Source organism: Natrarchaeobius versutus (assembly GCF_041205745.1).
In the GTDB taxonomy this organism is placed as follows: Archaea; Halobacteriota; Halobacteria; order Halobacteriales; family Natrialbaceae; genus Natrarchaeobius; species Natrarchaeobius versutus.
Genome location: NZ_JBGFCC010000004.1, coordinates 187,785 through 213,103, shown reverse-complemented (window position 1 = coordinate 213,103; position 25,319 = coordinate 187,785). Strand labels below are relative to the sequence as shown.

19 protein-coding genes are annotated in these 25,319 nt (G+C 63.2%); 8 read left to right on the top strand and 11 right to left on the bottom strand.

Annotated features, from left to right (window positions below; translation table 11 throughout):
• Positions 1-329: 329 nt before the first annotated feature.
• Positions 330-1,511 carry a bifunctional sugar-1-phosphate nucleotidylyltransferase/acetyltransferase gene (glmU, locus tag AB7C87_RS10945; protein WP_369729496.1) on the bottom strand — a complete coding sequence of 394 codons (1,182 nt, stop codon included), beginning with the start codon at positions 1,509-1,511 and terminating at the stop codon, positions 330-332.
• Between the two features lie 1,010 nt (positions 1,512-2,521).
• Here glmU and AB7C87_RS10940 point away from each other — a divergent pair.
• Positions 2,522-2,731 carry a DUF7563 family protein gene (locus AB7C87_RS10940; RefSeq protein ID WP_149080009.1) on the top strand — a complete coding sequence of 70 codons (210 nt, stop codon included), beginning with the start codon at positions 2,522-2,524 and terminating at the stop codon, positions 2,729-2,731.
• Between the two features lie 71 nt (positions 2,732-2,802).
• Here the strand turns inward: AB7C87_RS10940 and glmM are convergent, their stop codons facing one another.
• Positions 2,803-4,128: a phosphoglucosamine mutase gene (gene glmM / locus AB7C87_RS10935; protein ID WP_369729495.1), complete on the bottom strand. Its 1,326-nt coding sequence runs from the start codon at positions 4,126-4,128 to the stop codon at positions 2,803-2,805.
• A gap of 220 nt (positions 4,129-4,348) precedes the next feature.
• Between glmM and AB7C87_RS10930 the strand changes: the two genes are divergently transcribed.
• Positions 4,349-4,606: a MarR family transcriptional regulator gene (locus AB7C87_RS10930; protein WP_369729494.1), complete on the top strand. Its 258-nt coding sequence runs from the start codon at positions 4,349-4,351 to the stop codon at positions 4,604-4,606.
• 131 nt (positions 4,607-4,737) lie between these two features.
• Here AB7C87_RS10930 and AB7C87_RS10925 read toward each other — a convergent pair whose 3' ends face one another.
• The 3 genes from AB7C87_RS10925 to AB7C87_RS10915 all read right to left on the bottom strand — a co-directional run bounded on the left by AB7C87_RS10925 (position 4,738) and on the right by AB7C87_RS10915 (position 9,855).
• Complete coding sequence (locus AB7C87_RS10925) at positions 4,738-5,748, bottom strand: lipid II:glycine glycyltransferase FemX (protein WP_369729493.1); 1,011 nt, start codon at positions 5,746-5,748, stop codon at positions 4,738-4,740.
• Positions 5,745-7,370 carry an alkaline phosphatase family protein gene (locus AB7C87_RS10920; RefSeq protein ID WP_369729492.1) on the bottom strand — a complete coding sequence of 542 codons (1,626 nt, stop codon included), beginning with the start codon at positions 7,368-7,370 and terminating at the stop codon, positions 5,745-5,747. Before AB7C87_RS10920 ends, AB7C87_RS10925 begins: the two co-directional genes overlap by 4 nt.
• Positions 7,371-8,073: 703 nt before the next feature.
• Complete coding sequence (locus AB7C87_RS10915; protein ID WP_369729490.1) at positions 8,074-9,855, bottom strand: helicase HerA domain-containing protein; 1,782 nt, start codon at positions 9,853-9,855, stop codon at positions 8,074-8,076.
• A gap of 286 nt (positions 9,856-10,141) precedes the next feature.
• Here AB7C87_RS10915 and AB7C87_RS10910 point away from each other — a divergent pair, with 286 nt between their 5' ends.
• The 3 genes from AB7C87_RS10910 (at position 10,142) to AB7C87_RS10900 (ending at position 12,044) form a co-directional block, all read left to right on the top strand.
• Positions 10,142-10,306, top strand: coding sequence for a hypothetical protein (locus AB7C87_RS10910; RefSeq protein WP_369729488.1), 165 nt, complete (start codon positions 10,142-10,144; stop codon positions 10,304-10,306).
• A 142-nt stretch (positions 10,307-10,448) separates the two neighbouring features.
• Positions 10,449-10,775: a hypothetical protein gene (locus AB7C87_RS10905; protein WP_369729487.1), complete on the top strand. Its 327-nt coding sequence runs from the start codon at positions 10,449-10,451 to the stop codon at positions 10,773-10,775.
• Positions 10,776-10,862: 87 nt separating this feature from the next.
• On the top strand, positions 10,863-12,044 hold the full coding sequence (locus tag AB7C87_RS10900) for a sensor histidine kinase (protein ID WP_369729485.1): 1,182 nt from the start codon (positions 10,863-10,865) through the stop codon (positions 12,042-12,044).
• Between the two features lie 253 nt (positions 12,045-12,297).
• Here AB7C87_RS10900 and AB7C87_RS10895 read toward each other — a convergent pair whose 3' ends face one another.
• The gene (locus AB7C87_RS10895) at positions 12,298-14,358 is read right to left on the bottom strand and encodes a DEAD/DEAH box helicase (RefSeq protein ID WP_369729484.1); all 2,061 of its coding nucleotides are present in this window, start codon (positions 14,356-14,358) and stop codon (positions 12,298-12,300) included.
• Positions 14,359-14,452: 94 nt separating this feature from the next.
• Between AB7C87_RS10895 and AB7C87_RS10890 the strand changes: the two genes are divergently transcribed.
• Together AB7C87_RS10890 and AB7C87_RS10885 are read left to right on the top strand one after the other, a co-directional pair.
• A complete protein-coding gene (locus AB7C87_RS10890; RefSeq protein WP_369729483.1) occupies positions 14,453-16,201 on the top strand; it encodes a methyl-accepting chemotaxis protein in 1,749 nt (582 codons plus the stop codon).
• A gap of 103 nt (positions 16,202-16,304) precedes the next feature.
• The gene (locus AB7C87_RS10885; RefSeq protein ID WP_369729482.1) at positions 16,305-16,481 is read left to right on the top strand and encodes a hypothetical protein; all 177 of its coding nucleotides are present in this window, start codon (positions 16,305-16,307) and stop codon (positions 16,479-16,481) included.
• Here AB7C87_RS10885 and AB7C87_RS10880 read toward each other — a convergent pair.
• Positions 16,474-17,427, bottom strand: coding sequence for a transcription initiation factor IIB (locus AB7C87_RS10880; protein WP_369729481.1), 954 nt, complete (start codon positions 17,425-17,427; stop codon positions 16,474-16,476). The genes AB7C87_RS10885 and AB7C87_RS10880 overlap by 8 nt on opposite strands.
• 772 nt (positions 17,428-18,199) lie before the next feature.
• Between AB7C87_RS10880 and AB7C87_RS10875 the strand changes: the two genes are divergently transcribed.
• Entirely contained in the window at positions 18,200-18,799 is a 600-nt protein-coding gene (locus tag AB7C87_RS10875; protein WP_369729480.1) for a DUF7344 domain-containing protein, read from the top strand.
• A gap of 392 nt (positions 18,800-19,191) precedes the next feature.
• Here the strand turns inward: AB7C87_RS10875 and AB7C87_RS10870 are convergent, their stop codons facing one another.
• The 4 genes from AB7C87_RS10870 to mct form a co-directional block, all read right to left on the bottom strand.
• Positions 19,192-20,985 carry a hypothetical protein gene (locus AB7C87_RS10870; RefSeq protein ID WP_369729479.1) on the bottom strand — a complete coding sequence of 598 codons (1,794 nt, stop codon included), beginning with the start codon at positions 20,983-20,985 and terminating at the stop codon, positions 19,192-19,194.
• A gap of 564 nt (positions 20,986-21,549) precedes the next feature.
• Positions 21,550-22,488 (bottom strand): hypothetical protein, encoded by a 939-nt coding sequence (locus AB7C87_RS10865; protein WP_369729477.1) that lies wholly within the window; start codon positions 22,486-22,488, stop codon positions 21,550-21,552.
• Between the two features lie 342 nt (positions 22,489-22,830).
• The gene (locus AB7C87_RS10860; RefSeq protein ID WP_369729475.1) at positions 22,831-24,045 is read right to left on the bottom strand and encodes a GNAT family N-acetyltransferase; all 1,215 of its coding nucleotides are present in this window, start codon (positions 24,043-24,045) and stop codon (positions 22,831-22,833) included.
• 7 nt (positions 24,046-24,052) lie between these two features.
• Positions 24,053-25,273 carry a succinyl-CoA:mesaconate CoA-transferase gene (mct, locus tag AB7C87_RS10855; RefSeq protein WP_369729474.1) on the bottom strand — a complete coding sequence of 407 codons (1,221 nt, stop codon included), beginning with the start codon at positions 25,271-25,273 and terminating at the stop codon, positions 24,053-24,055.
• Positions 25,274-25,319: the final 46 nt, after the last annotated feature.

Below are 25,319 nucleotides of genomic sequence, written 5' to 3'. Positions count from 1 at the left end.
CGGGGTGACGTCTCGTCGTCGGGGACGAACCGCGAGAGGGAACCGCCACGAACTGGATCTCAGAGATTCGAACGTCGGTCGGTTTCGAGTTGTTCTATAGTAACAACTGATACGGTTCCCTCTCGGTCATTTCCGGCGCAACCACGTCTCGGGCGGCGGTTGCAACGGTGGACTCGCTGCACTCCTCCACCGAGACTCGTCTCACACGGTTCGACTCACCGCCGGGACATCGGTACAGTAATCCGTATGAAACGATTGTCAGACTGATCGCCGATCAGTCTAGCGATCGGATGTGCAGTGACTTCCAGTAGCGACTATATTCGACAGCGTTACCGATCCCGTTCGACGGACTCGCCGGGGACCGTCGTCGCGCCGCTCCCGAGTTTGAGTCCCGGTGAGAGGCTGGTGTTGATACCCGTTTTGACCGCATCGCCCGCGACGACGCCGAACTTTCGGCGGCCGGTGGAGATCCGTTCGCCTTTGACCGTAAACCGGACCGGCTCACCGTCGTGGCGGAGGTTGGCGACGGTGGTCCCTGCGCCGAAGTTGACGTCCCGTCCGAGCACGCTATCGCCGACGTACGACAGATGGCCGACCGTCGCCCCGGACGAGAGGACGCTGTTTTTGACCTCGACGGCGTGACCGACCTTCGCGTCGGGCCCGATCACGGTCGAACCTCGGACGTACGCGTTCGGACCGATCGTCGCTCCCGATCGAACGAGTACCGTACCCTCGATGACGACTCCCGACCGAACCCGCGCACCCTCCTCGACGACCACGTCTTCCTCGAGGAACGCGGCGTCGCTTACTTCGCCGTCGACTCGCCGCTCGAGCGTCCCGACTTTCCACTCGTTGGCCTCGAGCAACTCCCAGGGTCGACCGACGTCCATCCACCGATCCGTCGTGGTCGGCGTGACCGAGTACTCGTCGATGACTTTGGCGAGTACGTCGGTGATCTCGTGTTCGCCGCGTTCGCTTGCGGGGACGTCGAGCCACCGCTTTGCCTGTGCTGGGAACGCGTAGGCGCCGGCGTTCGCGAGGTTCGTCGGCGGATCGTCCGGTTTCTCGACGATATCCGTGACCGTCCCGTCGGTCGTGCTGAGAACGCCGTACTGGCGCGGATTGTCGACTTCGACGGCACAGACGGCCGGACAGGCGTCGAACAGTCGTTCGATCGCCTCCGGCTCGTACAGATTGTCGCCGTTGAGAACGGCAAACGGCCCCTCGAGGTGCTCGCGTGCGGCGTTGACGGCGTGGGCGGTTCCCGCCTGTTCGGTCTGGAGGGCGTAGCTAACGGGGGCGCTACGGTAGCTCGAACCGAAGTAGTCCCTGACTGACTCGCTCTCGTAGCCGACGACGAGAACGATCTCGTCCGCGCCAGCGTCGATCGCCGCGTCGACGGTGTGTGCGGCGAGCGGCCGATCGGCCACGGGCAACATCGGTTTCGGAACTGCAGTGGAGAGCGGTCTGATCCGTGTTCCCTCACCTGCCGCGAGGACGACAGCTTTCATAGCTCCGCCTACACCGATTCGTCGGATAACTATCCCCTTGCTACTGCCCCCTCACGCCGTGTCGATCCGAAGACGACCCTCGAGCGAGTTCACGGGTGACCTCATCAGGTGTCGGATACGAACGGTGGGCGAGGAGCCGTCGTCGATTTATCCGAGCATTCTCGCACCAACCGGACCGCCTGTATCTCGTATCGCAGTCGTTGGGATGCAGTAATAACTAAAACGATTGATACGCTGATCGCACAGCTCACGGGTCGTCCCTCCCCGTTCGCCGTCGCGGTTCTCGCTCATGGTTCGAAAATCGAAGATTTTCGTCATCACGACCGACCGCTGATCGTTCGAACGACTCCGTTCGCTCACGGGTCACGTTCGTTCCCCGTTCGCCGTTCCGCGGTTCTCGCTCATGGTTCGAAAATCAGAGATTTTCGTCATCACGACCGACCGCTGGTCGTTCGAACGACTCCGTTCGCTCACGGGTCGTTCCTCCCCGTTCGCATTCCCGCGGTTCTCGCTCACTCCGTTCGCTCACGGGTCGTTCCTCCCCGTTCGCCGTTCCGCGGTTCTCGCTCACTCCGTTCGCTCCGAACCGCGCACGCTCCGAACCGCGCACACTCCGAACCGCGCTCGCTCCGAACCGCGCTCGCTCCGAACCGCGCATCTCGAGCCGTGCTTCCACCTGGCGATCCGGTGTGAAACGACGTGCAGTGGCTACTGTAAGAACCGCGAGAGCGCGATCGGTGTGGAAACAGTTTCAGTTTTCGGGACACCATCGCTGAACTCGGATCGAAATGCGACGGCGATGAAGACCGATTGGTTTCCGGCTCGACTCGAGGGTGAAAACCCCTCGTTTCCGTGGGGAAATGTTGTATTTCGAGGATAAGAGGGCGTGACGTCCACGATATCTGAACCATCACGAGTGACCAACTATTCGGTGCGAAAGCCGAAACTAACCGCTTCGAAACAAGTTATGCGGTCTATAGTAAATACCGTTCTGTGGCTACGGGCTGTTGATGTCGACGGAACCAACCGACGCGAAGTGGACGCCGATGACGTCCGGACACCAGACCAGCGCTCCCCAGTGTGTCAACTGTGGTAACCAGGTCACCCGTCAGTTCGCCCGCGTTTTCGGCGACAACCGGGACGTCGTCCACGCCTGTCCCGACTGTTCGACGTACCGCGAGATGAAAACGTCAGACTTTATCCCAAAAGAGCTCCGGTGATCGGCGTTCCCGTCGAATTCGTCGACGGACCTGCCTGAGTCACGCCATCTGCGCGGTCGGTTCTCGCCGGATCACGTCCGTCGATCGATCGTCTCCGAAACCAGTGTCGTCGCCTCGTCGAACACCCGCTCGAGGCCCGAATCGGTGCGTGACTCCGCGGTAACGCGGATCAGCGGTTCGGTCCCGCTTGCGCGAATCAAGAACCAACCGTCCTCAACCTCGACGCGAACTCCGTCCAGCGTGTCGACGTCGTCGTATCGGTCGTCGACGCGCCCCCGAAGATCGTCGACGACGGCGCCTTTCTCCGCGGCCGATACGGACGTTCGCTCGATCGGATACCGATCGATTTCCTCGACAAGCGCGGAGAGCGATCCACGCTCGTCGACCAGTTCGACGAGTTTGGCGGCGGCCAGCGGGCCGTCCGGACAGAGCGTCTCCTCCGGCCAGATCCAGGCACCACTCGGTTCACCCCCGAAGACGACGTCCGATTCGGTCGCGCGTTCGGCGACGAACACGTCACCGACGCGCGTTCGGGTCACCGACGCCCCGACCTCGGAAACAGCGTCGTCGACCGCGAGGCTCGTGTCGACCGGTGCGGCGATGCGGTCACCGTCACTCGCGACGGTTCGCGCGAAAATCGCCAGCAACGCGTCCTTCGGAACGAACCGCCCCGTCTCGTCGACGGCGAGCATCCGATCTGCGTCCCCATCGTGAGCGATCCCAAGGTCCGCATCCGCCCGCTCGACGAGCGCGGCGAGCGTCTCGAGTGTCTCCTCGGTCGGCTCGCTCGGCCGTCCCGGGAACGCCCCGTCTTGCTGGCCGTTCAGCGTCCGCACGCGACAGCCGAGATCGGCGAGTGTGGCCGGCGTGATCGCACCAGCGCCGTTGCCGAGGTCGACGACCACGTCCGGACGTCCATCGATATCGACCGCCTCCACGATCCGCTCCGCGTGGGCCTCCCGCGTGCGGTCGCAGCGCCGACGCACCCCGAGTTCGTCCCACGCGACGGGGTCGAACTCACCGTCCCGAAGCCGCCGTTCGATCGCGTCTCGCCGGTCGGGTCCGAACGCCTTCCCCGAGCGCGTCCAGAGTTTGATCCCGTTGTCCGGCGGCGGATTGTGGGATGCCGTGACGACGACGCCCGCGTCGGCGTCGAGCAAGTTCACTGCGCGTGCGACAGTCGGCGTCGACTCGACGCCGACCTCGAGGACGTCGGCGCCACACTCGCGAAGGCCCGCCGTGAGCGCGTCGACGAGCATTCGGCCGCTCTGGCGGACGTCCCGCCCGACGACGACGGTCCGGTTGCCTTCCGAGGCGACGGCGCGACCGACCGAGAGGGCGACCTCCGCCGTCATTTCCGTTCCGACGCGGCCACGGATGCCGCTGGTTCCGAACATACTCGTCTCTGGCGTGCTCCATCGCCTTACTATTCGGTGTCTACCATCGTTCAATTTCTGGGATTGGTCGCCGCCACCCCCGAACGGGGACCGACCGACGCGATCGGCGACGACTGGTCGCGACGAGTGACAGACACGAACGGTAGCACGTCCCTATACCACTGAACCGTCGTCACCGACTATGTAGGGTCGTCTGTTCCGAGGAGACGAACGAACCCCTATGAGTGCAACCGACCACGACGCCGAACGCGACGACGGCCGGCGAGAGTCGATTTCGGACCTCTCACCCAGTGCAAAGCTCGTCTACAAAGTCCTCGAGTACGAGGGGGCGATGACCCAAGAGGAGATCGTCGCGGAGTCACGCCTCTGCTCGCGAACCGTCAGATACGCCCTCGGCAAACTCGAGGAGGGTGGAATCGTCGCCAGCCGGGTTCACCTCGAGGACGCCCGCCAGTCGAAATACTGGATCGTCGGTTGAGAGGTGTTGTTTGTGATCGGTTCCGTTGTTCGTGATCGGCGCCCTCGAGAGAGCGGTCGCGGGCACGGGCAACGGTAGACGATGGCCACTGTGAACTGCACCGACGGTCGGATCCGCGCTCGACTCCGGAGTCACTGCAGTTTCCGGTACTGATCGATCACCAGATCCAGCCCGAACGCCCCGGCAGTGATCTCGTAGGTCGTCTCGAGTCGCGGATTGAACTTCGCCTTGTACCGGTTGATGCTCGGGACGCCGGCGCCGACGAGATCGTAACGCTCGAGTCCCTCCTCGAGGCCGTCGCGCATAACCGTCCAGTCGAGCAGATCGTTGATCGGGAGGTCGACGTCGACGTCAGGTTTGACGCCGCCTTGCCACCGGTATCGGGTCGTCTCGGATTCGACGACGAGGATTCCGCCGAGAAACTCGCCGTCGCTCCGGCAGACGTACGGCCGGATCGAGCCGTCCGGTAACGACTCGGAGGCCGACCGGGCGAACTCCGGGCTCAGGTGAAACGCTCGGCCCTGATTCTCGTAGCGCTTTGCCACCTGGTCGACGATCCGCTCGACGTCGACGCCATCGCCCTCTTCGACGACGTAGGCACCCTCGTCGGCGTTTCGAACGTTGCTTCGGGCGTCGCTACTGAACCGATCGAGTAACGCTTGTTCGTCCCCTTCGAGGTCGACGACGTAGGTGTAGCCGGGGGTGACGTCGTAGTCGTTCCAGACGAACGGACGGACGTCGTCGAACTCGGCCGCGACGAACTTGCTGTACTGGGGCGAAATCTCTTCGTTGATCCACTCGAGACAGCCCTCGAGAAACCGCGATATCCGCCGATCTGCCTTTCGCTGTTTGAGTTTGTCGACGTTCAGCGTCGCGGGGCCGAGATAACACGACCACGAGCGAGGGGCGGGAGAGAACGCACCGGTGATCGGTCCCTTCGTGTACTCGAAGACCGGAAAGAGTCCGACGGCTTCCTGTCCCTTGAACCCGGCCAGGAGGTGGGCTCTGGTCCCCGTATCCTCGGCCTGGAGTCGGAGGGCCTCGGCTCGGAAGAACGGGTTCGTCCCATCCGATCGTTCGACGTAGCGGTTCCACTCGTCCGCGTCGGTTCGTGGGTTCAAAACCCTGATATCGATGCTCATAGGTATCCGAGATCCGAGAGGCGATCCTCGACGGCTCGATCGTCCGTCGCTGTGACCGGCGTCGCCTCGTAGGCCGGGTACTCGGCTTCGGCGCTCCCCTCGACGATCGAGAGCGTCTCCCCGTCGAAATCGGTGTCGACCGGAACGTCGAACAGCGAGCAGATCGTCGGCGCGACGTCGAAGATCGTCGCCCCCTCGAGCGAGCCGCGGTCGTCGAACGCCGGTCCGGTCGCCGCAATAATGCCCGTTCGCTTGTGGTTCCACGGCTCCATCGGCTCGCCGAACTGCGCCCCGCCGAGGTCCGCGACGAGTGCGGTATCGAACGCCGACGGAACCGTGACGACGTCGGGTGCATCCTCGAGGTAGGGGCCGTCGAAGAACGCCTCGCGGGGCTCGACCGCCTCGAACATCGGCTCTCCGTCGGGCGTTCGAACGTTCGACAGCGCCTCGACGACCTCCGATCGAACCTCGTCGTACTCCGATTCGGAGACGGTTCCGTCCGGTTCACGGCCCTCGAGATTGATCCGGAGACCGAGTTCACTCTTCGAACGCATGTAGACCGTCGAGGTCGGGAAGTCGACTTGCTCGCTTGCCGCTCGGATCATCTCGTTCGGAACCCGCCGGCCGATCGCTTCCTTGAGCCCGACCCGGTCGAGCGCGTTCGCGACACGTTGGGTCGTAATTCCGGCGCGTGCGGCGACGTTCATCGCTCGCTTAGGGACGCTCTCCCGGTGTTCGCCGGCGTCTTCGCCCTCGAGAAGATCGTTCTCCCAGGCACGAGACCAGTCGGGCATCCCCTCGCCACCGCTTTTGGCCGCGAGATAGCCCTGATCGCGGAGGAACTCGTTGATGCGGAACTCGGGGCCCGACACCGGTCCGATACCGTGGTCGCTGACGAGGAGGACGTTGTCCGGGTCGGTCTCGGCGAGAGTCTCCTCGAGTTGGCGGTCGACCGCGCGGTAGATCGCCTCGATCGCCGCCTTGTCCCCGGGACGTTCGTGAAAGACACTGTCGGTCTGTTGAAACTGGAGGAACCCGAACTCCGGTTTCATCCGCCGACAGAGGTATCGAAAGGCCTTCCCGCGGCGTTCGATCGTTAGCTCGTAGCCCTCGATCGAGCGATCGGGCGCTGGCGTGCTCTGTGGATAGACGTGGTAGTCACCGCAGGCGATCTTGACGTCCTCGAGGACTCCTTCCGGATGACAGTCGGGGTCCTCGGGAGCGGTCATTCCGGGAATCAGCGCGCCGTCGAACGCTCGGGCGGGATGAGTAACCGGGACGTTGACGACGACGCTCCTGATCCCGTGTTCGCTCAACAGTTCCCAGATCGGCCGTTCGCGGACGTGAGTCGCGTTGACGACGTTCCAGTCGTAGCCGTCGAACGTGAGAAAGTCGTAAACGCCGTGTTTCCCCGGGTTCTTCCCGGTGAACATCGAGGGCCAGGCGCTGGCCGTCCACGGGGGTATCTGGGACTCGAGCGGCCCGTCGATCCCCGTCTCGAACAGTCCCTCGAGGGTCGGAATCTCGCCCGACTCGAACAGCGGCTCGAGCACCGGTCGACAGCCGGCGTCCAGCCCGACGACGAGCAGGCGAAGGTCGGTTTCGTCGGTCGGTTCCGTCATGGTCGAGCGGTCCGTGCGCCCGGGCTTTGTTATGGGAGTGCTTTGTGCCTGTAAGCCGGCGCTTCACGGTGCGTCGGCAGTCGAAGAGGACGGTGAAACACGACCAGCAACTCTCACGACGACGACCGGTGACACCCTGATCGCTCGAGGCCGTGTAGTAGCTATTGCACCGAAATGACACACTGATCGTCAGCTCACGGGTCGTCCCTCCCCGTTCGCCGTCGCGGTTCTCGCTCATGGTTCGAAAATCGAAGATTTTCGTCATCACGAACGACCGCTGGTCGTTCGAACGACTCCGTTCGCTCACCGGCTGTAGGAATCGGTTTCAGCGGTCGCCACACACATCGCCCCCGTCACTAGACCGGTCTCACCGATGGATAGACGATATGGATTCGGTGAACGATCAGAGTTACCAAAGAACAGTGGCCGTTGGCATGGACAACAGTGATCATCGGCCTGGTGTAAGGCGGCCAAAGCGACTGTCCCGGGGCTTGACCCAGGGGTGTGTTCACGAGGTGGGCTGTGCTCGAGCAGACCGACTCGTTCGAGGGGGCCGGACGTCGACTGGCGGCCGTGTAGCACAACGGAACACGGAACCAGCACACGTGGTGGCCCCCACCGATGATCGACGGATGCCGTCGCTGTTCGTCTTCTCGCTACCGGATCATCTCCCCGTCAATATCGATCCGAGACGAAAACCGTCTCACTCGCCGCCGGCGACCAACACGAGCTTCGATCTAACGTCGTCGGCCAGCCCGTAGCGCCGGTCGTCGCTCCGATCGAGGATCGCCTCGCTCCGCAGTTCCGAGAGCAAACTCTGGACGGCGACCGGCGAGCGACCAATCCGAACGGAAAGCGAGTCGACGTCGAGCGGTCCCTCGCTGGCCAGTATCGCCAGAATCACCGCCGCGGTTTCCGTCGAACACCGCGACCGTTCGCTCCCCCGCTCGACCGGTTCGGCGATCCCCGCCGCCTCGAGGTAGTCGTCGAACTCCCGGCGATCGTTCGCGACGACGATCCGCGAACTGGTCTCCGGGTCGTCGACGCTGACGTAGCCGAACTCGAACTCCTCGCCGTCGCCGTGGACGATCGCGTCGTCGGTCGACGAGTCGTCGGCCTCGACGTCAGCAACTGCGTTCTCGATCTCGTCGGCGTCCGCGTCGACGGTCGCGTCCGCGGGTTCCTCCGACTGCTCGCCGGCGCGATCGAGTTCGTCGACGCGATTTCGAAGCCGTTCGGTCTCGTCACGGAGCCGGCGGATCAGATCCGATCGAGAGTCGAGTTCTGACTCGAGGGTTTCGATGCGCTCCTCGCGGGCCTCGAGTTCGGCCCGGAGCGTCTCGACGCGCTCTTCGCGCGCCTCGAGTTCGTCCTCGAGTTCGTCGCGTTCCTCTTCGAGTTCGACGACCTCGTCGTGGAGGCGGCGAAGTTCCTCGTCGCTGTTCGGGAGCTTCGACTGGACGGTGTTCGGGTTGCTCAGCGCGTCGGCCATCTGTTTGGCCGCGCTCGAGACGTCTCTGGCGGACTCGAGTTCGTTCTCTAGCGTTTCGATCCGTTTTTCTCGCTTCTCGAGTTCGGCCTCGAGTTCGTGGACTCGATCCTGTTTGCGCTCCTTTCGCTCCGATATCTGCTGGAGGTCGCCGACGAGCGCGTCGGAGACGGACTTGAGTTCGGGACGTTCGAAGTCGTCGAGACCGGGCGTCGCGCCCGCGTCGAACGTTCGCTTGCGCCGAAACTGCACTTTGCGAACGTCGACTTCGGTCCAGTCGGTCTGGACGAACGCCTGGCCGTCGCCGAGGTCGGAGACGAGTTCCGAGTACTCGGTGTCGATAATCCGGCCGACGACTTTCGTGTCGTTCTCCCAGGTGAGTCGGTGCCAGACGAGCCAGTTCGCCTGCGTGATGAAGTCCTTCTTGACGTCCGCGGGACGCTGGCTGATCCCCAGGATGCCGAGGCCGTGTTTTCGGCCGCGTTTGCCGATCTTGATGAGGAGTTTGCCGGTCTCGCCGACGCCACCGCCCTCGGGGATGTACTCGTGGACCTCCTCGACGACGAGCAAGAACGGCTTTTTCAGTTTCTTCTCCTTGACGAACAGCTGGCGGGCGATCTCCTTGATGAGTTCGTTCGCCACCTCCTCGTCTAAGTAGCCGGAGACGTCGAGGATAACGGGAACGTTCTCCTCTAAAGCGAGCGTCGCCATCTGTTCGGCGTGTTCGGGGCCGATCTGGATGTCACACTCCTCGTCCGCGCCCGCGTGGAGCATCTCGTACTCCTCTTTCAGCCCGTAGTACTCCCCGTCGGTGTCGACGATGAGCAACGGAAATCCCGAGTCGAGCAACTCCTCGGCGACCACGGACGCGGTGTTCGACTTTCCACTACCCGACTTGCCGGTCACGAACCCGCGACCGGTCAACAACTGCACTACCGGAAGCGCGACGTCGGACCCGTCGGCCGTCTCGCCGACGATCACCCGTTCGTCGCTCACGGATATCTCACCCAGATTCGGTCCGATCCACAGACGGTCGTCATAGCTGTACCGTTTCAACACGACACCTTGAATATTCGTGTCCGGTTGGTGGTCACCCGACCCGCCTCGAGCGAGGCCGTCGTCTCGAGGCCTCGTTCGTCGACTTCCATCGGTTTGGTGCCCGGTCGGCATTATTTCGGTTCAGAATCCAGTCATGCCATGGGACCACACACCTGAGAAACAATTATGTAAGTACGGCCAGACGTTTCGATCAACGGGTCGCACGACCGCGACCGCTTTCACGATGACCGCACTCACAACCCGTATTCCGACCTTCGAGGCACCAGATAGCCTCACGAAGGTCGCCGTCCCCGCCGGACAGGCCGGGACGGCTTGGAGCGGGTTCGATGCGGTCGTCGGGTATCCGATGTCGATTGACGCCGACATCGGCTCCGTCCGCGCCGCATAGGATCGACCGTCGGCCGGGCGGACCACCTTCTTCCACTCTCACTGGATACCGGTGTCGACCGTCCGGCCGGCCAATAGGACGTCCCTCGTGGGCCGGCCACGGATGCGGATCCGACCTCGAGTTCGACTCTCGACGAGGGCGTATGGTACGACAACTGCGAGCCGTCGTGGTGACGCTCGCCGTACGCGTTCCCGTGAACGCGACCGGCAGTCTCGCCGATGGCGCGACCAGAGTCGTCGAACGAATAGACGCCGTTGCCCGCCTCGAGGAGGTGACGGTCCGCGGCGTCCAGCCCGGTCTCAACGACACCGTCGTCGAACTGCACGTTCGCGCCGAACTGACCTTCGACGACGAGGGCGCCGACGACGCCCTGGTGAGACGCGAACTCGAGGGTGGTGTCGGCGTCCGGCGCGTCGACGACGTCGAAACGCTCGAGACGGATTCGACGCCGGTCGCGGAGGTCGGCTGAGTACGCCGTCCTCGTGGCAGAAACCCCTTCATTTCGTCGTTCACAGGCCCCACTACCCTCATATAGCGTCGAGATCTAAACGCGCCAATGGTCCGTCGAGCGCGGTACATCTACGTTCTGGGTGTGCTATTCGTCCTGATTGCGGCTGGACAGTCCGCCCTCAAGATCGTTGACGGAGGAGCCGTTCTGGAGGCAGTGATCGATTTCGTCCTGATCGCCTTCCCTGGTGTCTTGCTCCTGTTCGTCGGACGCTGGCTGGTCCGAACGCAACTGGATCCGATCCTCTATCCGCGCATCGTTTTCTGGTGTCTCGCCGGCGTCTGTGTCATGTTCGTCTTCGTCATCCTGCGAGCGGTTCACCCGGGCGTCGAAACGCCGTTCTCGTTCGGAACGCGAGCCATCGCGCTCTCGATCGGTTCGATCGCGGGTCTCGGGATCGGCATTCACGAAGCGCGGGCGCTCACTCGCGAGCGGGAACTCCACCGGCGTAACGAGGAGTTACAGCGGGTCAAACGAACCCTCGAGCGGCGAAATGCGGAGTTGGCACGGACGAGGATGGAACTCGAGGAGGCTAACGCGCGGCTTCAGGAGTCGAACGAACGCTTAGAACAGTTCGCGTACGCCGCGTCCCACGATCTCCGCGAGCCGCTCCGAATGGTGACGAAGTATCTCGAACTGCTGGAGGAACGCCACGTCGACGAGTTCGACGACGACGCGACCGAGTTCACCGCGTACGCACTCGACGGCGCGAGGCGGATGCGGACGATGATCGACGACCTGTTGGCGTACTCTCGCGTCGAAAGCGGGGGAAAACCGCTCGAGACAGTCGATCTCGGCTCGGTGCTCGAGGACGCGCTCACGGACCTGCAGGTGCGAATCGAGGAGACGGACGCGACGGTCACGAGCGAGGACCTCCCGCGCGTTTCGGGCGACCCGGTCCAGCTTCGGCAGTTGTTCCAGAACCTCCTCTCGAACGCGATCGAGTACACCGACGACGGGTCACCTCGAGTCGACGTCTCGGCACACCGAGATGGCACGGAGTGGATCGTCTCCGTCGCCGACGACGGTATCGGAATCGCTCGCGACGACCAACGGCGGATCTTCGAGATCTTCAAGCGCCTCCACTCGGACGACGAACACGCCGGCTCCGGGATCGGCCTCGCGCTTTGCCAGCGGATCGTCGAGCGCCACGGCGGCGAGATTCGAGTCGACTCGGAACCCGGTCACGGCTCGACGTTCTCGTTTACCGTTCCAGCCGTCGAGGCCTGATCGGCCCGTTGCAGGTGGGAGTCTCGCCACGGTTCTCACCCACACCGTTCGTTCCGAACCGCACTCTCGTCCTGTGATCTGGTGTGTATCGACGGTCGTGGCGGCTTCGGCAACGCCGTCGACCGGAGACGACGCGGAACCGCGTCGGTACGTTGGGACAGCAGTCCGTCTCATACGGATTGCTGTAACGAATTACCGGCGCAACCGCCGCCTTGGTCGCGGTTGCGCCGAAAATGACTGACAGTAAACCGTATCAGTCCTCGTCGGGCGACTCGACCGTCCGTTCACGGACCGTCATCCCTTTGCGGCCGAGGTGTTGGAGCTGTCGGCGGGCGAACTCCTCTTCTCGCGTGCCCCGCGTCGCGAGCACGTAAACGAGCGCGCCGCCGGCTGGTCGCATCGTTCGCCCCGCTCGCTGAGTCCCCTGGCGCCGAGAGCCACCGAGACCCGACGCGACGATCGCGAGATCGGCCGTCGGGAGGTCGATCCCCTCGTCGCCGACCCGGGAGACGACGAGCAGGTCGCGCTCGTCGCGTCGAAACTCCTCTAAGAGCCGCTGGCGCTCGTGGTGTGGCGTCTCGCCGCTGAGGAAGGTGACGTCGAGCGCGTCGGCGATCTCCCGGCCCTGATCGAGGAAGTCGACGAAGACGAGCGCCTTCGAGTTGGCGTGTGCAGACAGCAGATATCGAACCTCGTCGATCTTGCCGCGGTTTTCCGCGGCGATCCGGTACTTCCCGCGGCCCTCGGCCGAGACGTAGGCGTTTCGTTGCTCGTCGTCGCCCCAGGGGACGTACCGGATCTCGAGTTCGGGCTCGGCGACGAAGCCGGCGTCGAACAGCGCCTGCCAGTCGGTGCCGATCGGCGGTCCCACGAGGGTGAAAATCTCCGTCTGGCGGTCGTCTTCGCGGATCGGCGACGCCGACAGCCCCAGCCGATTTCGCGACTGGAGGTGCGTACTCCGCCGGTAGACGTCCGAGGGCACGTGTTGACACTCGTCGAAGACGACGAGCCCCCACTCCCGGTCGTCGAACAGCGACCGGTGGCGGTCCATGCCGGCGATCTGGTACGTGGCGATCGTCACCGGCCGGACCTGCTTTTGTCCGCCGTGGTACTGCCCGACTTGCGCTGGCTCGAGTGAGGTGTATTCGACGACGGCGTCCGCCCACTGGCGGGCGAGGTCGCGATTCGGGACGAGAATCAGGGTCTCGCCGCCGACGTGGGCCATCGCACCCATCGCGGCGACGGTCTTCCCGCTTCCCGGCGGGCCGACGAAGATCCCCTCCCCGCTCTCGGCGAAGCGATCGACCCACGTTCGCTGGTAGTCCCGCAGGCTGACTGCGAGGTCGACCGACAGCGATTCGCCGGAGTCGAGATCGCGGTGGTCCTGGACGGGGTAGCCCACTTCGTAGAGAATCCGTTTGATCGCGGCTTCCGACCCCTCGCGGACCCAGTCTTCGGTCTCCGAGATCGGGGCGTGGACGTGTTCCTCGTCGAGTTTCTGGCGGGCGACGTTGCCCATCACCTCCGGACTGTTCGCCTCGAGGACCGTGTAGCCGTCCTCGTGTGTCCGAAGCCGGAACTGGTGGGCGCGATCCCACTGGCTGTGGACCCACTCCTCTAACTCCTCGTTTCGCTCCCCGAGGGCCTGTCGCATCGTCCGCTCGAGGTCGTCGAACGAGTCGTGTGGGGCCTGCCAGACGTCTTCCGGCCTGACGACGTAGCGATAGCCGTCCTCGCCGTTGGCGTCGGCGAGGTGTGCAAACTGTGCGAGTTGCGCCCGGGTGAACTGTTCGGGCCGATCGACGACGATCTCGTGGCGTTTCGGGAAGACGACGACCCGCTCGCGGTCGGTCAGATCCTCGAGTTCGCTCGGATACCAGACGACCGGATCGGTCGAGACCGATCGTCGCTCGAGGTCTCCGAGGTCGGCGAGCCGGTCGAGTTGGTCGTTGACCGCGTCGTGGGGTCGTCCGAGGGAGCGGGCGACCGCGCCGGCAGTGAGAACTGGTCGGCCCTCTCGCTGGCTGGCTTCGTGGAAGTCGGCGAGTGTGAACGATTCGGCCGATCCGTCCGTGTCGTTGCCCCCGTTTTGGCCGCCTTCATCGCTCGTGTCGGTCGCTTCGTCCGCTGGATCGGATCCGTTACGAGATCTGCTCGAGGTCGCGGATTCGTCGTCACCGTCTGACGCCTCGGTGCTCGGATCGCCGATGGATACGTCGGTCCTGCGTTCGGAGGGACGTTCGTCGGTCACTGAAGGCTCTACCGTCGGTGGCAGTAAACCGATTTCGCTCGCGTTTCCCCGGATCGTCCGCATTTCACCCGGACGGACGACTCGTTGAATTATCGACGAATTTCGACGAGCCGGTAATCGCCGGCGCAGTTAAGTAGTCGTTCGGGAATTTCAGCGTATGTCGACCGCTTCTTCGGGTTTCGACGAATTCGACGGCCGGACGGCGTCGATGCGAAAGCGATACGAAACGGCGCTGTGGGGATGGATGAAACGACTCGGGATCGACGAGAGCCTCGAGCGAAAGATCATGACGGCGGTCGTCCTCCAGTTTCTCTCGACGCTTGCCGTCTTCGCGCTCCCGCTCGCATTTCTCGGCCCACGAGAGGCGATCGCGGTCTTCCCGGCCGAACAGATCGCGCTGACGGCTGTCGTCTTCGCGCTGTCGGTGATCGCGTTCGTCAATACGTTCCTGATCGCTCGCCGAGACGTCGTAGAGCCGATCCAAACGCTTCGGACCGTCGCGGATGCCATCGCGTCCGGGCGCCTGGAGGAGCGATCGTCGAGGACGGATCAGTTGGACGAGATCGGCGACCTCCAGCGGTCGTTCGATGCGATGTCCGCTCACTTGACGACCGTCTCGGCGCAGGCGGACGCGCTCGCTCGAGAGGAGTTCGACGCGGACGTCCTCGAGGAGCGGGTACCGGGCGAGTTCGGCGACTCGCTCGAGGCGATGCAGACTGGGCTTCAGGACCGTATCGAGGCACTCGAGAAGAGTCGCCAGCGGATCGACCGTCAGCGCGAACGGGTTGAACGGCGAAACGAGGCGATCGAGGCCGATGCCGAACGAATACGGGACGTTCTGGACCGGTGTCGGCAGGGCGATTTCACCCGGCGTGTAACGATCGAAAGCGACCACGGCGCGATGGGCGAGATCGCCGACGGGCTGAACGAAACCCTCGACGATATCGAGCGAACGCTCCACGGCATCCAGACGCTCGCGCTCGAAGTCGAAGACGTCGGCCGCGAGGTTTCACAGAGCGTCCGCCAGATCGAGGCCGCGAGCGAGGAAGTCAGTCAGTCGACCGAGGAGATCTCGACTGCGACGGACGAACAGAACGAACGCTTCGAGGGCGTTCTCGCCGAGATGAGTGACCTCTCGGCGACGATCGAGGAGATCGCCTCGACGGCCGACGGCGTCGCCGACGTTTCAGCGGTGGCCACGGAACGTGCACAAGCGGGTCGCCAGACGGCGACCGACGCCCTCGCGGAACTCGATCGCATCGAACGGCGTTCGGAGGCAATCGTCGAGCGGATCGAAACCCTCGAGGACGACCTGTCGGAAGTCGGTGAAATCGTCGACGTGATCGACGGGATTGCCGACGAGACGAACCTGCTCGCGGTCAACGCTTCCGTCGAGGCGGCTCGAGCCGGCGTGGAGGGCGAACGGTTCGCCGTCGTCGCGACCGAGGTCAGATCGCTCGCCGAGGAGACGGGCGACGCGACCGACGACGTCGACGCCGTGGTCGGCGAGGTTCAATCGTCAGCTCGACAGGCCCTCGAGGAGATCCGGACGATGCGACGAGAGGTCGTCGAGGGTGTCGAGACGATCGAGGAGAGCCTCGACGCGCTCACGGAGATCGCCGACCGCGTCCAGAAAGCCAACGACGGCGTCCAGGCGATCGACGAGGCGACCGACGAGCAGGCTCGCTCGAGCCAGCAGGTCGTCACGATGGTCGACGAAGCAACCGTCCGAAGCGAGCGGAGCTTGAAAGAAACGAGTAGCGTCGCCGCGGCCGTCGAAGAACAGACGGCGTCGATCGCCGACGTCGCGAATGCGGCACAGTCGCTATCGGAGGGCGCAACGGAACTGAGCGATCGCCTCGAGGAGTTTACGGTCGACGGTCGAGCTCGACATCTGGGTCGGTAACCATCTCCTTCGGAGAACTCGTTCGATTCGTTCCGCCCACAGTGGACCTCAATTTTCCGTGACGGTCCAACAGTATATGTCGGTCGCGAACGTACCTCGCCGCATGTTCCGTGCGATCCTCCCAGAAGGTCAGATCGTCTGTGAACGGTACGACCACGTCGAGAAGGGCCTCGAGTTGTACGACGGGAACGACGAGTTCATCGCGTTCGTTCCGTACGCAAACCTCCACGCGCTGGTCGACGAAGATACCTACGGTGGCGACGAGCGCTCGATCATGTAGCGGGCGTCTGGTCTATCGCCTCGAGTTGCTCTCTGTACCTGTTGCGAACCGTGACGACGGTCGTCTGTGCGGTGTCGGCGACGGCTCGCTGGGGGATCGTCTCCTCACAGAGCAAGCCGGCGGCGTAGATCGCGGCGGCCGCAAATCCGGTCGGGGACTTTCCGGAGTGAAGGCCCTGTTCGGTGGTCAGATCGATGATCTCGATCGCCTTCGTCTCGACGTTCTTCTCGACGTCGAGTTCCGAGCAAAAGCGCGGGACGAACTGTCTCGGATTGGTCGGCTCGAGGTTGATATCCAGTTCGTCTGCGATATATCGGTAGGTGCGACCGATCTCGCGCTGGTCGACGCGTGAAACCGCAGTTACCTCCTCGAGGCTTCGTGGAATGTCCTCCTTGCGACAGGCGGTGTAGAGTGCGCTGGTCGCGACACCTTCGATCGATCGGCCGCGGATGAGGTCCTGATCGAGCGCTCGCCGGTAGATGACGCTCGCGGTCTCTTTGACGGGGCCGGGAACGCCGAGTGCGCTGACCATTCGGTCGATCTCCGAGAGCGCGTACTTGAGATTTCGCTCGCCGGCGTTTTTCGTTCGAATTCGTTCCTGCCAGATGCGGAGTCGGTGGATCTGCCCGTGTTTGTCGGCCGACATCGAGTGGCCCTTCGCGTCCTTGTTGCGCCAGTCGATCGTCGTCGTCAGCCCGCGGTCGTGCATCGACTGGGTGAGTGGGGCCCCAACGCGCGAGAGTTGGTCGTGTTCTTGTGCGTTGAACGCCCGCCACTCCGGCCCGTAATCGATCGGATCTTCGGTTAAGACGAGACCACACTCCTTGCACACTCGTTCGCCTCGGTCGGGATCGTGGACGATCGTATCGGTCTCACAATCGGGACACAGTTCGGCATCCGCTCGCTGAGATTCACCCGTAGTATGGTCGATGATGGACTGTGTCATCAGTAGTGGGGGAAGCCGTGCTGAGACTGTAAGGGGTTCACATGGTTTCGAGGGAAACTCCGACTTACCGCGTTCGTCGCATTCCAAGGAGAGAGAAAGAAGACGGACGACACGGAACGTCCCACCCGCCCGCTCGAGGCGGTCAACATTCGTGCCGAGACCGTGTCCCATCGGTCGTCTTCGGACGAAGCGATCGAAGGCGGCGGACGATGCGGGCCGTCCCGATCGCTTCGGCCAGTACGACAAATGCCAACACGATACATTAATCGAGTCCATCGTTCGGTGATTCTCGTCCGATAAACTGCGAGTTCATCCCGTAAACTTCGCTTTCGGCGACGAACCGACGCCCGAATTTATGTCGCTCCAGTCGAACGTTCTCTCGTATTGCCGTGTTCGAGATGCCCCCGACAGCCGTCGACGAACCCCTACGTTCCCTCGAGTTACGGAGCGTACGTAGCCGATACTCCGACACAATAGCACGATACCGCCGTCGTCCGATTGGCAGGTCGGTCCGGCCGACGAGACGACGGCAGTCGACGCCGGCGACCGTGGACCGAAGTCGACGCATAGTACCTTTGCAGACGGTGCGAAACGTGACCGTGTTTAAGAGAGTCACTGTTGGTGTACAACTTGGTGTGTCAATCGTGATTGCGAACTGCCGTTCGAGAACGAAACGGCCCGCGCGGACCCGTCAGTTCGGTGGTGGTCCCGTCTACCGAAAGCGACGCGAACGTGGTTCGAGCAGGCGGCCGCCGTCCGGAGGACGAACATAATGTCGTCGATCGATACGTCGCTTCCCGACGAGATTACGTCGTCCGTCTCTCAGTCTGCGGACGACGAGGGCCTCTCCAAGGACATCATTTTCGAACTCCTGAAGAATCGGCGCCGACGGGAAGTCCTCGCGTACCTCCTCGAGGCAGAAGAGACGGTAACGCTCGGCGAGCTCGCCGAACAGATCGCGGCCTGGGAGAACGATACGGACGTCAACGCGTTGAGCTCGGACCAGCGAAAACGCGTCTACGTCGCACTGTATCAGACTCACTTGCCCAAGATGGACGACGCGGGAATCGTCGAGTACGATCAGGATCGAGGGCTCATCACGCTCGCGGACAACGCGGATCTCCTGATGATGTACCTGGACACCGACTCCCACCAGCAGGATCGGTGGGACCGTTGGTACAGTCTGCTCAGCGTCGCCGGAGCGGGACTCGTCGGGGCCGCGTTTTTCGGCGCTCCCCTGTTGTCGTCCGTTCCGACCGTTGCGATCGCCGGCACGGTCGTCTTCGCGTTTTTCCTGCTGTCGATCGTCCACGCCGTGCGAAATCGTCGACGAGAACGCTCCGTCAACGGGAAGCTCTCGCGGATCGACTGATCCGGCGATTCTTGCACTCGAGTCGCGGCTTTCCGAATCGATCCGTCGTATCGTTTATTCGTTTTGGACAAATACGAACGTGGTTCCTCCATACGAGAAGGACTTTTATTCGCTCCGCACGTACGACCACCTGGCTCCCGGTGACCGTCATCCAGTACCGGAACAGTTCGCGTGCCAGCTTGCTGTTCTCGGCGCGGGAGCCATCCTTACTCGAAGTCGATCCGAACGCTACCAGCGTCCGCTCTGCCGACCAGGGCTTTTCGCCGCTGATTCGGCTACTTCGTCGTCGACGGCGAAATCGGTGAGAATCCCTACCGACGATCAGGGAGGGGGTTACCGCCGTAAACGGTGGCAGTCGTCGATTGCGTTTGCCTCGAGACCGGCCGTCGGTTTCACAGATTTCGGGCGTTGTACTGGACGTCGACCGCCGCGTCACCTAGCAGGTGGAACTCCTCGATGTCGCCGTCGAACCAGTACGCGTCGAGCCAGTTTGCAACACCGCCTCGGACCGCTCGCCCGTCGATGACGTCTTCGTCGTCGATCGAGGCGTCACGATAGTCGGATTTGACGACCGTCCCGCTCACCTCGAATGAGTACGTGCTGGGCCCGTCGGCGTGCGTGCCGTCGAAGACGAGTGCGTGCGGGAGGAGTTCGTGGTCGCCGTACTCACTCGGGTCGATCTCCTCGCCGTCGACGAACAGGGCCGCCTCACCGTCGGTGAACGTTACGTCGGTGATCGCCCCCGAGAACCGGAACCGCTGGGTCGTATCAGTCACCGAACTCTGGACGGTCGATCCCGAGACCGTCGTCGCCGTCTCCGCGGGGTCGCCGGAGTCGAGTTCGATACGGCCGTCGACCGTGATCTCGTAACTCGTCGGCGCGCCGCGTCCCTCGACCTCGAGGACGTGCGGGAGCGCCTCGCCGAAGTCGTCGGGATCGACGACCTCGTCGTTCACCCGGACCGTCGCCGGGCCATCGACCGTCAGTCGCTCGAGATCGCCACTGAACCGAAACGCGTCCTTCCAGTCGGCGACGCTTCCGTAAACGGACGATCCGTCGACGACGTCTTCCTCGTCGATCGAGGCGCCCTCGGCGTTCGACTTTTCGACGTCGCCGCCGACTTCGAACACGTACCGGCTGGCGTCGGACAGATCGCCGTCGACGATGAGAAGATTCGGAAGCGCCGGATCGTCGGTCGTGTCGTCCTCGTCCGCGTCGTCTCCGCCACCATCGGGTTGTGTACGCGAGGCACCCGAGGCCGCTTCCTCGGCGGACGTCGGGACGCCGTCGGGCGGGGACAAATCCGTCGAACCAGAGACGCTCGAGCGCTCGAGGCCGCCGCCTTGGACGGCGCCGCTGATCGCGCCGCCGGACATCCGCGCTCGCCCGGCTCCTCGCAGGACCATCGCGTAGGGATAGCCACCGCTGGCGAACTGTGAATCTTCGATGGTCACGGCGCCACCTGGCCAAACCCAGACCGGTCGGCCGGCGTCTTCGACGTAGCCCCCCCAGCCGGGTCCGTAGTCGGTGCCGTCGTTGTAGGCGACGCAGTTCGAGATGACGTCGTTTCCGCCGGCGACCCGGTACGTACTGACGCCGTTGTTCTTGCCGTAGCAGTTCTCGAAGCGGGCCGAACCTCCCGAAGCGGTGTTCGAACAATAAAAGCCGTTGTTCGGCCATCCCTGGACGTTACAGCGTCGGAAGGTGACGTCACACGACGCGTTCCGGTGGTAGAAGACGGCACCCGGGCCGTGGACGAAGCTCTCGCCCTCTTTCGTCGAGCCGTCACCGAGGTAGACGTTTTCGATCAGGACGTCACCGCTCGTCGCGGTGATCGAGATCATGAACGCGTCCCCGCGGTGGAGGCCCCTGAATCCGATGTTCCGGATCACGGAGTTTCCCCCCTCGACGAGCAACAGGACGCTGTTTCCGTTGGTGAGGTCGAACAGCTTGTTTTCGTACGTTTCGCCGGATCCGATTCTGATCACCTGACCGCGCGCTGTGATCTCCTCGTACTCCTCGTCGGCGCTCGCGGTAGTCGAAAGCGCCGCGGCCGCCGTCGTCACGCCGGCCAACCGCAGATACGAGCGTCGGTGGAGTAATCCAGTGTTACCACCGTTTGCCGCCGTGGTTTCGTCGTTGCGGACTGAACGCTCATCGTCCAGTACCGAAGGTTCGCGTGCCATGCAATCCGAGTAATACGACACTAACTGCATAAACTTTCCCCATTCCCACCCATAAAATTTACAGAAGATGATTTATTCGAGAGTATTGTGACAGATATTCACTGTGGTCGTTCACGGAAATTTAAATATCGGAGCAGTATGCTCGAACGACGTACTCGCGGATTACCGGAAACAGAACCAGTTTGGAGGCGACCGTTCGAAGCGTAATCAGCTATTACCACCCCAACGTTGCCGTTCAAAACCGTTTTCGCTCCTCGAGGTCGAGTGACCGGAGAGCAACCTGGGCCCACGGGAAGCGCCACTCGAGCGGTCGGCACACCTCTAGAAAAACCGGCAATAGTGGACACGTCCGTCTGCTGTGGATAGTTCGTGGACGTTCCGGTCGCGTTCCGGCCGCGTTCGTGGACGCCTCGAGGCGAATGCGAAACGCGTCGGAACGACGGATCGAGGCGACTGAAAACGAACGCGGAGTGTCGATTGGAGGATTGCGTCAGCGTGAAGTGTCGTGAAAATGCGGGCGAAGCGTGTGGAGGATTGCGTCAGCGGGCGGTGTAACCGAACAGATCAGTTTCCGGCGGCGGCGTCTTCCGCGGCGGTCGGGACACCACTCGGGATATACGCGTCGGGAGACGTACCGACGTCGTCCTCGAGCTGGACGGTCGAACCGGCGTGTTCCTGTACGCCTGCGGCTTCGTCGTAGTCGGTGTCGCGGACCGTGACCGTGGTGGCCTGGCCGTTCGCACCGGCGTCGATCGCGACGTTCTGGCCGTTCATTTCGAGCTGGCAGTTTTCGACTTCGACCGTGCCGGGGGCCCAGGCCCAGATACCGCGACCCTGGTAGCCCTCGTTGTCGACGTAGACACAGGAGTTCGTCACCTTGCTCCCCTCGGTCGCGAGGCGAAAGTGCGAGACGTAACAGTTCGCGGCGAAACTGCTGTCGATGTGGATCGTCCCGCCGCCCGCGTTACCGGGTGCGGAGGCGTAGATCGCGTTGTCAGCGAATCCCTGGATGTTGACGTTCTGGAAATCGATGTGTCCGGCGTGGTCGGGGTCGACCCAGAAGGCGGTCTGGCCGTGACCCGACGAACTGCCGTTGCGACTGTCGGAGCCGTCGCCGAGGTAGACGTTCTCGATCGTACTCGAGCCGCCCGAATCGGAGATTCCGAACGTCGCGGAGCCGGTACCGGACGTGTTCTCGCCGCGGAAGCCGACGTTTCGGACCGTCCAGTCGCTTCCGTGTGCGGTGATGACGACGTCCTGGCCGGTCGTCATATCGATCAGTTTGTTCTCCCAGGTCTCACCGGAGTCGATGGTGATCGTCTGGTTTGCGGCTTCGATGACCTCGTAGTCGTCCTGGGCCGTTGCCGTGCCGGCTGCGCCGATCGCCGTCGTCGCGGTCGCGACCGCGGCGAGCGAGCGAACGTAGTTTCGGCGGCTTAATCGCGTGTTACGGCCTGTAGTCGGAGCGGAATCCGTCTCGGACGTACGGGGGTTCTGCGCCATACACTCGGGTAACGAGGGTTTACACTCATAAACCTTTCTTTGATGATATGGGCTAAATTTATTGAAGTACTTTAGAACAGCACAGGATCGATCAGATTGTGTGTCCATTTCTTCACGAAAACAAGACTGGCCTGGCTGGGAGAATGGGTCGGCGTAGGAGGAAATTACTCGAGAAATTCCGTATTACCCGCGGACGTGGCGAACGCACTCGAGTCGTTCGGGCTCACGGAGACGCGTATATTTCCACGAAACGCGTCTATGCGGGTCGACGTCGGTCAGCAACCAAACGCGTTTCTGTGGGTCGACGTCGGTCAGCGAAAGCGAGGGCCGACTCGAGAAGAACTACCAGGTGTCCTGTTCGGCGAAGGTGATCGTCCAGTTCGAGGGATCGGTCACCGCACGCCCTCCGACCGTCCACTCGTGGCCCCCGTCGTCCGCGATCGGATACGTCACCTGCGTCGTCGGCTGGGTCGCCCTCGAGAGCGGAAGCCGCTGGTCGGAGTGAAATCCGAATCGACGGAGGAGCGCCGGCGGAATCGTCCCGCCGCTCGTGGCGAGGAGCGCGGCGTCGCGGTGGTCACGGACGACTCGCGTCAGGATTGCGAGCAGACCGTCGCGACGAGCGGCCGTTTCGGAGAGCGGAACGACGTCGGTCAGACAGGTCGTTCGCGACGGATCGTCGGTGTTCGTCCCGACGATCACGCCGGCGATCGGCGCACCGTTTCGCCTCGCGAGGTAGGCGTCGTACGACCAGTGGGGATTGTCGAACCGCCACTCGTAGAACGTCTCGTCCCGGTTGGCGTGAATCGTCCCGGGGTCCCGTTTCTCTGCAAGGTCGACGAACTGCTCGACGGGGATGCCATCGAACCGGTCGACCATCACGTTCGACGGCGCGGTAACCAGCTTCTCGCGAGCGCGACAGTAGCCCGAGGCGACCGGTCGGGCGAGCGAGGCGAGCGACTCGAGTCGTCCGCCGTCGCTGACGAGCGCGTCCGGGCGCTGGACCCGGTAGAACGTCGGTACCTCCTGGACGATTCGCCAGCCGTGTTTCAGGCTTCCCGAGAGCGTCGCCTCGTTCGGAAAGTTGAAAAACAGCGCCGGCTCGCGATCCCGGTAGTGCTCTTTCAATCGCTCGGTCGTGCGGGAGTACAACCCGTTGCGTCGATGATCCGGGTCGACCATCACGTCGGCTGGCTGGAGGCCCAGTTTCGTCGTCGATCCGACCCGAAGCTCGAGGGCGAAACAGGGTTTCGTGCCGACGACCCGTCCGTCGTGGGTGGCGACGATCATCGGCACGTGGTCGACGTAGGGGTTGTTCTCGTACTTCCAGCGGAACCACTCGTCGTTTCGGTCGCCGAGAACACGATCGTACAGCTCGAGGAAGTCGCTGCGATCCGCTGGCTCGTAGGGCCGAATGACGTACGGATCGTCGCCTCGCTCGCGACCGTTCTCGCTCGCCGTCCCGGCGGTACCGTTGGCCCGCGGCCGTTCGGCTCCATCGGCACCACGATCGCCGTCCGTCGATTCCGCCTCGGAGTGGGTGTGGTCAGTTGCCATGATACAATCAGTCGTCCTGTGGGTTTCCGTCGGTGATTCCGATGCGACTCGAGTCGGTTTCGCGTCGATTCGAGCGGATCGACCACTCTTGATCGACGATCTCGTGTCGGTGTTCGTCGAGAAGCGGAGCACGTTTGCCGGGCGACGGCGGCGTCTTGGCCATCTTGATGGGGGTTCCCGCGATCGTTACCGTCTCCTCGGAGTGTGGGAGGTCGGCTTCGACGAGCATCTCACGCTGGTGGGCGTGTTCGCTGTCGTAGACGTCGGTGATGTCCTGGACGGGACCACACGGAACCGCTCCGTTGAGTTCCGAAAGCACCGATTCGACAGAGTGGCTCGCGACCCAGTCGGCGATCCCCTCCTCCAATCGGCCTCGGTGTGTGAGCCGGTCGGACGCGTCGGGGTAGTCGACGGCCCACTCCGGGCGATCCATGCGTTCACAGAGGTTCCGCCAGTGACGGTCGGTGAGCGCCGCGATGACGACGTAGCCGTCCTCGGCCTCGAAGGCGTTGTAGGGGAACAGCGTCGGGTGTGCGTTCCCACAGCGGGTCGGATTTTCCCCGGTGTATGAGTGTTGGTACACCGCCCGCTCGGCTAAGCTGATCATCGCATCGTACATCGCCGTATCGACGAACTGGCCGACGCCGGTCCGGTCGCGATAGTGGAGAGCGCCGAGGATGTTGACCGCGTGGAGGACTCCGGTGAAAATGTCGCCGACGCCGAATCCGACTTTCGTCGGCGGCCCGTCCTCCTGACCGGTGTGGTGCATGATACCGCCTAACGCCTGTGCGACCAGGTCGAACGCCGGCTCGTCCTGTCGCGGACTCGACACCGTACGCGGATCGCCGAACCCGCGCATCGCGGCGTAGACCAGCCGCGGGTTGATCTCGGCGAGTCGCTCGTACTCGAGGCCGAATTTCTCCATCGTCCCCGACCGGTAGTTCTCGACGACGACGTCGGCCGTCTCGACGAGCGAGCGGAAGTCCTCGCGGTCGCGCTCGTCGGTGAAGTCGAGTTCGAGGCTCCGCTTGCCGCGGTTGATGCTCTGGAAGTAGCCGCCGAAGCTGTCGTCGTCCTCGTGAAACGGGGGCGTCTGGCGAACGAAATCCCCGCCAGGCGGCTCGATTTTCACCACGTCGGCACCCATATCGGCCAGCAACATCGTACAGTACGGTCCACCGAGGACCCTCGTCAGATCCAGCACAGACACGTCGTCGAGGGCAGACATGTATCAACCACGATGGGTATTCTCGGGCTTTGTTATGCAGACTGTT

Coding starts and splice junctions, on each gene's coding strand:
- glmU (WP_369729496.1), bottom strand. CDS start 1,511: ATGAAAGCTGTCGTCCTCGCGGCAGGTGAGGGAACACGGATCAGACCG.
- AB7C87_RS10940 (WP_149080009.1), top strand. CDS start 2,522: ATGTCGACGGAACCAACCGACGCGAAGTGGACGCCGATGACGTCCGGA.
- glmM (WP_369729495.1), bottom strand. CDS start 4,128: ATGTTCGGAACCAGCGGCATCCGTGGCCGCGTCGGAACGGAAATGACG.
- AB7C87_RS10930 (WP_369729494.1), top strand. CDS start 4,349: ATGAGTGCAACCGACCACGACGCCGAACGCGACGACGGCCGGCGAGAG.
- AB7C87_RS10925 (WP_369729493.1), bottom strand. CDS start 5,748: ATGAGCATCGATATCAGGGTTTTGAACCCACGAACCGACGCGGACGAG.
- AB7C87_RS10920 (WP_369729492.1), bottom strand. CDS start 7,370: ATGACGGAACCGACCGACGAAACCGACCTTCGCCTGCTCGTCGTCGGG.
- AB7C87_RS10910 (WP_369729488.1), top strand. CDS start 10,142: ATGACCGCACTCACAACCCGTATTCCGACCTTCGAGGCACCAGATAGC.
- AB7C87_RS10905 (WP_369729487.1), top strand. CDS start 10,449: ATGGTACGACAACTGCGAGCCGTCGTGGTGACGCTCGCCGTACGCGTT.
- AB7C87_RS10900 (WP_369729485.1), top strand. CDS start 10,863: ATGGTCCGTCGAGCGCGGTACATCTACGTTCTGGGTGTGCTATTCGTC.
- AB7C87_RS10895 (WP_369729484.1), bottom strand. CDS start 14,358: ATGCGGACGATCCGGGGAAACGCGAGCGAAATCGGTTTACTGCCACCG.
- AB7C87_RS10890 (WP_369729483.1), top strand. CDS start 14,453: ATGTCGACCGCTTCTTCGGGTTTCGACGAATTCGACGGCCGGACGGCG.
- AB7C87_RS10885 (WP_369729482.1), top strand. CDS start 16,305: ATGTTCCGTGCGATCCTCCCAGAAGGTCAGATCGTCTGTGAACGGTAC.
- AB7C87_RS10880 (WP_369729481.1), bottom strand. CDS start 17,427: ATGACACAGTCCATCATCGACCATACTACGGGTGAATCTCAGCGAGCG.
- AB7C87_RS10875 (WP_369729480.1), top strand. CDS start 18,200: ATGTCGTCGATCGATACGTCGCTTCCCGACGAGATTACGTCGTCCGTC.
- AB7C87_RS10870 (WP_369729479.1), bottom strand. CDS start 20,985: ATGGCACGCGAACCTTCGGTACTGGACGATGAGCGTTCAGTCCGCAAC.
- AB7C87_RS10865 (WP_369729477.1), bottom strand. CDS start 22,488: ATGGCGCAGAACCCCCGTACGTCCGAGACGGATTCCGCTCCGACTACA.
- AB7C87_RS10860 (WP_369729475.1), bottom strand. CDS start 24,045: ATGGCAACTGACCACACCCACTCCGAGGCGGAATCGACGGACGGCGAT.
- mct (WP_369729474.1), bottom strand. CDS start 25,273: ATGTCTGCCCTCGACGACGTGTCTGTGCTGGATCTGACGAGGGTCCTC.